This window comes from Rhodoferax sp. (assembly GCF_010365055.1).
In the GTDB taxonomy this organism is placed as follows: Bacteria; Pseudomonadota; Gammaproteobacteria; order Burkholderiales; family Burkholderiaceae_C; genus Rhodoferax.
The window spans coordinates 1-5,760 of the sequence record NZ_JAAFHA010000152.1 but is presented as its reverse complement, the minus strand read 5'-3'; the positions used below and the strand labels follow the sequence as shown (position 1 = coordinate 5,760).

The window sequence follows — 5,760 nt, the reverse complement described above, 5'->3', positions numbered from 1 at the left end:
GCGACCATGGCGCCAATGTAGGTAAGCCAAATGAAGCAGTAACGGGACAGTTCGTCAGAAACATCGATGCCCGAGTTGAAACCATAGCGCAGCACCACATTGCCGAACACCATGAGCACCATGGCCACCATGCACACCACCACCAGCAATTCAAGCAGCTTGAAGAACAGATTCAATATTTTCTGCAACATAGACTCCAAAATTAGTTCGTCAGGCAGCCCTGAGCACGGAGGCCAGCCTGCTCAATCGGGGCAGGCGACGGCGTGAGGCCAGTATTTCTTCAATATCCTGATGGGCGCCATCAATCAGGACCAGGATCGCTTTTTCAGCCTTGACCGGGTCATGGGCGACCACAGCATCCAATACAGCCTGATGTAATGGAATGGAGTTCGCGGGCCCACCCTTTTTTCTCGCAGTCAGCTCAAAGCCAGTCCGCAGCAACGCCCCCAACGCCTTGCTCATCTGGATGAGCATGCGGTTGCGACAGGCCTGCAGCAGGCCCTGGTGAAACTGAAGGTCATATTTAATATAGTCACCCCCCTCTTTGAGGCCACGCTTCATGCCTTCCAGGGCGTCCGCCACCTTCGCAATGTCCTCTGGGGTGGCACGCTGGGCTGCCAGTCGCAAGGCGGCCGGCTCAACAACACGGCGCAAATCCATCAGATCACGCAGAAACTCTGGCGACAAACCAGCCTTGGCTTGCCAAGCGATAACATCGGGGTCGAACCAGTTCCATTGCTCTTCAGGCAGCACACGGGTGCCGACCTTGGGACCGGTGGTCACCAATCCTTTGGCGATAAGCGATTTCACGGCTTCACGTATCACGGTGCGACTGACGCCCAGTTGGCCACCCAGGATCGGTTCGGGTGGAATCGATGCGCCGGCGCCGTAGCGCCCCGCAACGATGGCTTCGCCGAGATAGTCAACGGTGTTGCCGTGGACGTTCTTTATCGTGTTAGTAATCATGCTCACTTGATATCATATTACGATATCATGATATTTTCATTGGGGTTTTCCCTAGCACCTGATTGATATCATATGACGATAATACGTTTACCAATTCAAGGACTCACCCCATGACCAATTCAAGCAAGCCCAAAAAGAAGCCCGAAGAACTCCGTAGCCAGCAATGGTTCGGCCGGCAGGACCGCGACGGTTTTGTCTACCGCAGCTGGGTCAAGGGCAAGGGCGTGCCAGACGACCAGTTTGATGGTCGCCCGGTCATTGGCATCTGCAACACGTTCAGTGAACTCACACCCTGCAACTCGCACTTCCGCACGCTGGCCGAGCAAGTGAAGATAGGTGTGTACGAGGCCGGCGGCTTTCCGATGGAGTTTCCGGTCATGTCGCTAGGCGAGACCCTGATGCGCCCGACCGCCATGCTGTACCGCAATCTGGCCAGCATGGATGTGGAGGAAAGCATTCGTGCCAACCCTCTCGACGGGGTCGTGCTGCTCATGGGCTGCGACAAGACCACACCCTCGCTGCTGATGGGCGCCTCCAGCGTGAATCTGCCCACTATCGGCGTCTCGGGCGGCGCCATGCTCAATGGCAAATGGCGCGGCCAGGAACTCGGCTCGGGCACCGGGGTCTGGAGCATGAGCGAGCAGGTGCGTGCTGGCACGCTCAAGCTGGAAGAATTCATGGAGGCCGAGAGTTGTATGCACCGTAGCCATGGGCACTGCATGACCATGGGTACGGCCTCCACGATGGCCAGCATGGTTGAAGCTCTGGGCATCGGACTGCCGGGCAATGCGGCTTACCCGGCGGTGGACGGGCGACGCAACGTTCTGGCCCGCAACGCGGGCCGGCGCATCGTCGACATGGTGCATGAGGATCAGACCATTTCCAAGGTACTCACGCGCGAAGCCTTCGAGAACGCGATTCGCACGCTGGCGGCCATTGGCGGTTCGACCAACGCGGTGATCCACCTGATCGCCATCGCCGGCCGCTTGGGCGTGCCGCTGAGCGTGGACGACTTCGACCGCTTGGCCAGCGAACTGCCCTGCCTGCTCAACCTACAGCCGTCCGGCCAGCACCTGATGGAAGACTTCTGTTACGCCGGCGGCTTGCCGGTGGTGATGAAGGAAATCGGGCATCTGCTGCACAAGGACATCATCACGGTGAGCGGCAAGAGCGTGGCCGAGAATTTCTCCGGCGCACAGAACTACGACCCGCGCGTCATCAAGAAATTTGACGAGCCGTTCAAGGACAAGGCCGGTATTGCCGTGCTGCGCGGCAACCTCGCCCCGCGAGGCGCCGTCATCAAACCCAGCGCAGCCACGCCGGAATTGCTGGTGCACACCGGCCGCGCCGTGGTATTCGAGGACAGCCATGATTTCCATGCCCGCATTGACGACGACCAGCTCGATGTGGATGAGACCTGCATCCTGGTGCTGAAGAACTGCGGCCCCAAAGGCTATCCCGGCATGGCCGAGATAGGCAACATGCCGCTGCCGCCGAAAGTGCTGAAAAAAGGCATCACCGACATGGTGCGCATCAGCGACGCGCGCATGAGTGGCACGGCCTATGGCACCGTGGTGTTGCACACCACGCCCGAGGCGGCGGCTGGCGGCCCGCTGGCCGTGGTGCAAAACGGCGACATGATTGAGCTCAACGTGCCCGAGCGCCGGCTGCAACTGCTGATCAGCGCCGAGGAGCTCGCGCGGCGCCTGGCGAGCTGGAAGGCGCCTGAGCCGCCGCTGTTGTCGGGCTACTGGAAACTCTATGTGGACCATGTGCTGCAGGCCGACGAAGGCGCGGACTTTGACTTCCTGGTAGGCCAGCGCGGCTCCTTTGTGCCGAAAGACAACCACTAACTCACGGCAAAATGAAAATCCTGATTAGCGATTATGACTTTCCAGATATTGAACTGGAGCAGGCGTTGTATCGCGCTGCCGGCATCGAGATGGTTGCCGCGCAGTGTCGAACCGAGGAGGATGTGATTGCGGCATCGGCCGGCTGCCAGGGTCTGCTGGTGCAATACGCGCCGATCAATGCCAAAGTATTCAAGGCCCGGCCCGAGATCCGGATTGTCAGCCGTTACGGTGCCGGCTTCGACACGGTCAATACCGCCGATGCGAAAGCGCATGGCGTGTGGGTCAGCAACTCGCCCGATTACGGCGTCGGCGAAGTTGCCACCCACGCGCTTGCGATGACGCTGTCTCTGCTGCGGCACATCGCGTTCTACGATCGGGACGTCAAGGCCGGAAAATGGCATTTCTCGACGGCCGGCAAGATGCAGCGCGTTGGCGACATGACCGTCGGCATTTTGGGACTCGGCCGCATTGGCAAGCGGATGGCACATATCAGCCGCAATAGTTTCAAGCGCGTGATCGCCTGCGATCCCTACATCATCGACGGCGATTTTCCAGCCTATGTTGAACGCGTCAGCAAGGAAGAACTGTTTGCGCAGGCCGACGCGATATCGTTGCATGTGCCGCTCACCGATGAAACGCGTGGAATGGTCAACGCGTCGGTGCTCGACCTGATGAAGCCCGGCAGCGTGCTCGTCAACACCGCACGCGGTGCGGTGGTCAATACTAATGACCTGCTTGCCGTGCTTGATTCCGGCAGGCTCGACGGTGCCGCGCTGGACGTCCTGCCGGTGGAGCCGCCGGCGGCCGACTCGCGCATCGTGCAGCATCCGCGTGTATTGCTGTCGCCGCACGCGGCGTTCTACTCGGTGGTCGCGGAAAAGGAACTGCGACGCAAGGCGGCGCAGAATCTGGTGGACTGGGCGCGTAATGGTCGACCATCCTATGTGGTGGTCAGCGGAAAATAACAGAGAACAGATCGAACAGGAAAGGGCGCGACGCATGGCATCGGAGACGATTCTAGAAATTCAGAAATGTTTTGGCGTCGCCGCCGACCCCGCGTTAAAACTGGGGGGCGTGTGAGCTCGAGTGTGAGCGCCCGCACCCTGATCGCGGTTGACTGGGGCACCTCATCGCTGCGCGGCGCCTGGCTGGACGCCCGCGGCCAGACTGTTGAAGAGCGATCTTTCGCCCGGGGCATTCTGACGGTAGCGCCGGGTGAATTCCCTTCTGTACTCAAGTCCTGTTTTGGCGACTGGATGCAAGGGCCTGATGCTTTGTGCCTGATGTCCGGCATGGTCGGTAGCAAGCAGGGCTGGCTGGAAGCACCCTATTGCACCTGTCCGGCAGACTTCAAAGACGTTGCCGCCAACATGGTGTGGGTGGAGCCGGGTCACGTGGCCATCGTGCCGGGAATGTCTTGCGAACACAACGGCCTTCCTGATGTCAGGCGTCTCCAGCGCATTCCTGACGTCATGCGGGGCGAAGAGACCCAGATTTTTGGCGCCCTGCAGCTGCTCGGACTGCAAGAAGCGCTGGTGGTGCTCCCAGGTACGCACAGCAAATGGGTGCGAGTGCAAGCGGGTCGTATCCAGTCATTCTCAACATTCATGACGGGCGAGTTTTTTGCCCTGCTGCGGCAACATTCCATTTTGTCGCGCACCCTGCCGGCCAGCGATGGTGAATTCGACAGTGAGGCTTTTGACCAAGGTGTGATGCTGGCCCTGCGCAGCAACAGCCTGCTGCACACCGCCTTCAGCACGCGCACCCTGTCGCTGTTCGATCGGCTACCTGCCGCCGCGCTGCCTAGCTATTTGTCCGGCCTGGTCATTGGCGAAGAATTGCGTGCCCAGACATTGCAGACCAACGCCGAGGTGGTCATCATTGGCTCGGCGTCATTGACTCAGCGCTACCAACGTGCGCTGGCCCTGCGCGATGTACCCTCGCGGCGGGTGGGCTCGGAGGCGACTTGGGCCGGTCTGTGGGCTATCGCGCAAACGCTCCATCCCAACTTGTTGAAACAATCATGAACGCACACCAAAAATTTGAAGTTGCACTGAGTCAGATTCCCTTGGTCGCCATCCTGCGCGGCCTGCAAGCGCAGGAGGCGCTGGCGATGGGCGAGGCTCTAACCAGCACGGGCTGGACCTTGATCGAAGTCCCCCTTAACTCACCTGATCCGCTCACAAGCATTGCCACCCTGGCCAGCAAGTTCCCCCAGGCGTTGATCGGTGCTGGCACGGTACTCACGCCGGATGATGTGCGCAATGTCCATGCGGCAGGTGGCCAACTGATCGTGTCGCCCAATTTCAATCCGGCGGTGGTGCGCGAGGCCGTGCGTCTGGGGCTGGTGTGCCTGCCCGGCGTGATGACTGCCACCGAGTCCTTTGCCGCACTAGAGGCTGGCGCCACGGGACTCAAGCTTTTCCCATCAGAGATGATCACACCGGCGGTGGTTCGGGCTCTGCGCGCCGTGCTGCCCGCAGACGCCCGACTGCTGCCGGTGGGGGGCATTACGCTAGAAAATATGAGTAGCTATCTTGCAGCTGGCGCCGCCGGCTTTGGCATTGGATCAGCCCTCTACAAATCGAGTATGAAAGCAACCCAGGTTCAGGCCAATGCACTGAACTTTATTTCCGCCTGCCGAGCCGCACCGTTGGCCCACTAGAAACGCCGCAGCCTTGCGGGCCTGATGAAACGAAAGTAGATCACCATGACAACTCAAAAACACGACAACCTGATCAACGGCCAATGGATTGCGGGTGCCAAGTACGCCCCCAACATCAATCCGTCCAATATGGCCGACGTCATCGGCGACTACACCCAGGCCGATGCCGCGCAGCTCGATGCAGCGGTCAAGGCGGCCCAAGCCGCCTTCCCCGCCTGGTCCACCGGCAACATCCAGGCCAGAGCCGATGCGCTGGACAAGATCGGCACCGAAATC

At 60.1% G+C, this 5,760-nt stretch carries 7 protein-coding genes; 5 read left to right on the top strand and 2 right to left on the bottom strand.

Annotation, left to right across the window (positions count from 1 at the left end):
- A partial coding sequence (locus GZ093_RS19845; protein WP_363261172.1) for a TRAP transporter small permease subunit occupies positions 1–191 on the bottom strand: 191 nt, incomplete at its 3' end.
- A 19-nt stretch (positions 192–210) separates the two neighbouring features.
- Positions 211–966, bottom strand: coding sequence for a FadR/GntR family transcriptional regulator (locus GZ093_RS19840; RefSeq protein ID WP_296489383.1), 756 nt, complete (start codon positions 964–966; stop codon positions 211–213).
- Between the two features lie 110 nt (positions 967–1,076).
- On the opposite strand from GZ093_RS19840, the gene GZ093_RS19835 reads away from it, so the two are divergent.
- The 5 genes from GZ093_RS19835 to GZ093_RS19815 all read left to right on the top strand — a co-directional run.
- Positions 1,077–2,819 (top strand): IlvD/Edd family dehydratase, encoded by a 1,743-nt coding sequence (locus GZ093_RS19835; RefSeq protein WP_296489381.1) that lies wholly within the window; start codon positions 1,077–1,079, stop codon positions 2,817–2,819.
- Between the two features lie 11 nt (positions 2,820–2,830).
- Positions 2,831–3,784, top strand: coding sequence for a C-terminal binding protein (locus GZ093_RS19830; protein WP_296489379.1), 954 nt, complete (start codon positions 2,831–2,833; stop codon positions 3,782–3,784).
- A 123-nt stretch (positions 3,785–3,907) separates the two neighbouring features.
- Positions 3,908–4,846, top strand: a complete 939-nt coding sequence (locus GZ093_RS19825) for a 2-dehydro-3-deoxygalactonokinase (RefSeq protein WP_296489376.1) — start codon at positions 3,908–3,910, stop codon at positions 4,844–4,846.
- On the top strand, positions 4,843–5,484 hold the full coding sequence (locus tag GZ093_RS19820) for a 2-dehydro-3-deoxy-6-phosphogalactonate aldolase (RefSeq protein WP_296489375.1): 642 nt from the start codon (positions 4,843–4,845) through the stop codon (positions 5,482–5,484). The genes GZ093_RS19825 and GZ093_RS19820 overlap by 4 nt, the downstream gene beginning before the upstream one ends.
- Before the next feature lie 45 nt (positions 5,485–5,529).
- Positions 5,530–5,760, top strand: a 231-nt coding sequence (locus tag GZ093_RS19815) for an aldehyde dehydrogenase family protein (RefSeq protein ID WP_296489373.1), incomplete at its 3' end; no start/stop codon positions are given.